2 protein-coding genes and 1 pseudogene are annotated in these 1,512 nt (G+C 69.4%); 1 reads left to right on the top strand and 2 read right to left on the bottom strand.

Features of this window, described 5'->3' with window-relative positions:
• The coding region (locus E1258_RS35325; RefSeq protein WP_243715838.1) for a beta-ketoacyl synthase N-terminal-like domain-containing protein at positions 1 to 970 on the bottom strand (970 nt) is incomplete at its 3' end.
• A 27-nt stretch (positions 971 to 997) separates the two neighbouring features.
• On the opposite strand from E1258_RS35325, the gene E1258_RS35320 reads away from it, so the two are divergent.
• Positions 998 to 1,135 (top strand): hypothetical protein, encoded by a 138-nt coding sequence (locus tag E1258_RS35320; protein WP_243715837.1) that lies wholly within the window; start codon positions 998 to 1,000, stop codon positions 1,133 to 1,135.
• Positions 1,136 to 1,321: 186 nt separating this feature from the next.
• On the opposite strand, the pseudogene E1258_RS36080 reads toward E1258_RS35320, so the two are convergent.
• Positions 1,322 to 1,507: pseudogene (locus E1258_RS36080) on the bottom strand (ketoreductase domain-containing protein); the annotation flags it as partial.
• Between the last annotated feature and the right edge of the window lie 5 nt (positions 1,508 to 1,512).

Below are 1,512 nucleotides of genomic sequence, written 5' to 3'. Positions count from 1 at the left end.
CACCCCGAAAATCCAACAAAAACGACACCCGATTCGCCAGAACCGAATGCGCCACCCCCGTCGCCGAATGCGCCCCCACACCCACACCCGACGCCCTCAACAACTCCTGATAATCCGAACCCCCAACCCCCACGAACAAACCAACCCGACCACCAGCCAACTCCGACACCCGATGCCCAGAATCCTCCAACGCACCCCACACCACCTGCAAAAACAACCGCTGCTGCGGATCCATCAACTCCGCCTCAGCCGGCGAAATCCCAAAGAACCGACAATCGAAGTTCTCGACGCCAGGCATGAATCCGCCCCAACGCACCTGGTTCCGGCCGTCGCCGCCGTCCCATTCGCGCCAGTTCCAGCGGTCGGCGGGCACCTCGCCGACCAGCACCTCCCCGGAGCGCACCGCCCGCCAGAAGCCCTCGATGCCGCCACCGCCGGGGAACATCCCGGCCATCCCCACGATCGCCACCGGCTCGCCAGCGGACGACGGCCAGTTCACAGCGGAGGGAGCAGCGGTGGGGCGCGCTACGAGCCCGGCGACCGGCGCGGGCACGGGGGCCTGCGCAGCTACGGGACCGGCCGACGTAGGTGGCGCGGTGGTCGGCGGCACGGCGGAAGTCGCTCCGGTGCTGGCTGCCGTCGGCAGCTCGTAGCGGGCGGCCACGGTGTCGGTATGGGTGGTGACGACGAAATCGGCGAACGACAGGAGCGTCGGGTGGTCGTAGAAGACCGACGGAAGCAGCTCCAGGCCCCACCGGTCGTTGAGCCACGTCGCCAGCTCGGTGAACGTGATCGAGTCGAACCCGAACTCGGTCAGCTCGGCACCGACATCGACCTGGTCGACGGGGAGCCGCAGCACCTCGCCGACGCCCCGGGCGAGGTCGCGTCGTACCAGGTCGCGCAGGCGCGACAGGTTCACGGCCGCTGGCCGGTCCGCGACGTGCTCGGCCGACCGGGCCGTGCCCGGCACCGGGAGGGGAGCGGGCCCCGCGTCGACATGGCCGGCGGAGTTGTCAAGGGACTGTGCGGCGGTGGGCTGTGGCAGGCCGACCAGCTGCGCCGCCGACCCGAGGGCCGCCGGTACGCCGGCTGCGACGCCGTTGCGTGCCGCGACGGGCTGCGCGGATTCCGGTAACGCGTGCCGGCGCAAGATCTTGTCCCGGTCGCCCCTGAGGAGCAGCACATGGGTGGCGTCGCCGGTGATCGCGCCCGCGAGCAGCGCCAGCCCCTCCCGAGGCTCCAACGCCTCCAACCCACCCGTTCGCCGCATGTACCGCTCCGTCGCGGGATCCAACCCCATCCCACCACCACGCCACAACGGCCACGCCACCGACACCGACCGACCCGACCGACCCGACAACCCCGACCGCCACCACACCAACTCATCCAGAAAACGATTCGCGTACGCGTAATCGGACTGGCCGCGGTTACCAAGGGAGCCGGCCACGGAGGAGAAGGTGACGAAGAAGTCGAGCGGATCCGAAACAGTCAACTCGTCCAACCACACAGCAC

This window comes from Micromonospora sp. KC207 (assembly GCF_004348615.1).
Lineage (GTDB): Bacteria > Actinomycetota > Actinomycetes > Mycobacteriales > Micromonosporaceae > Micromonospora.
This window is presented reverse-complemented; position numbering and strand designations above follow the sequence as displayed.

Coding starts and splice junctions, on each gene's coding strand:
- E1258_RS35320 (WP_243715837.1), top strand. CDS start 998: ATGGCCGGCGGAGTTGTCAAGGGACTGTGCGGCGGTGGGCTGTGGCAG.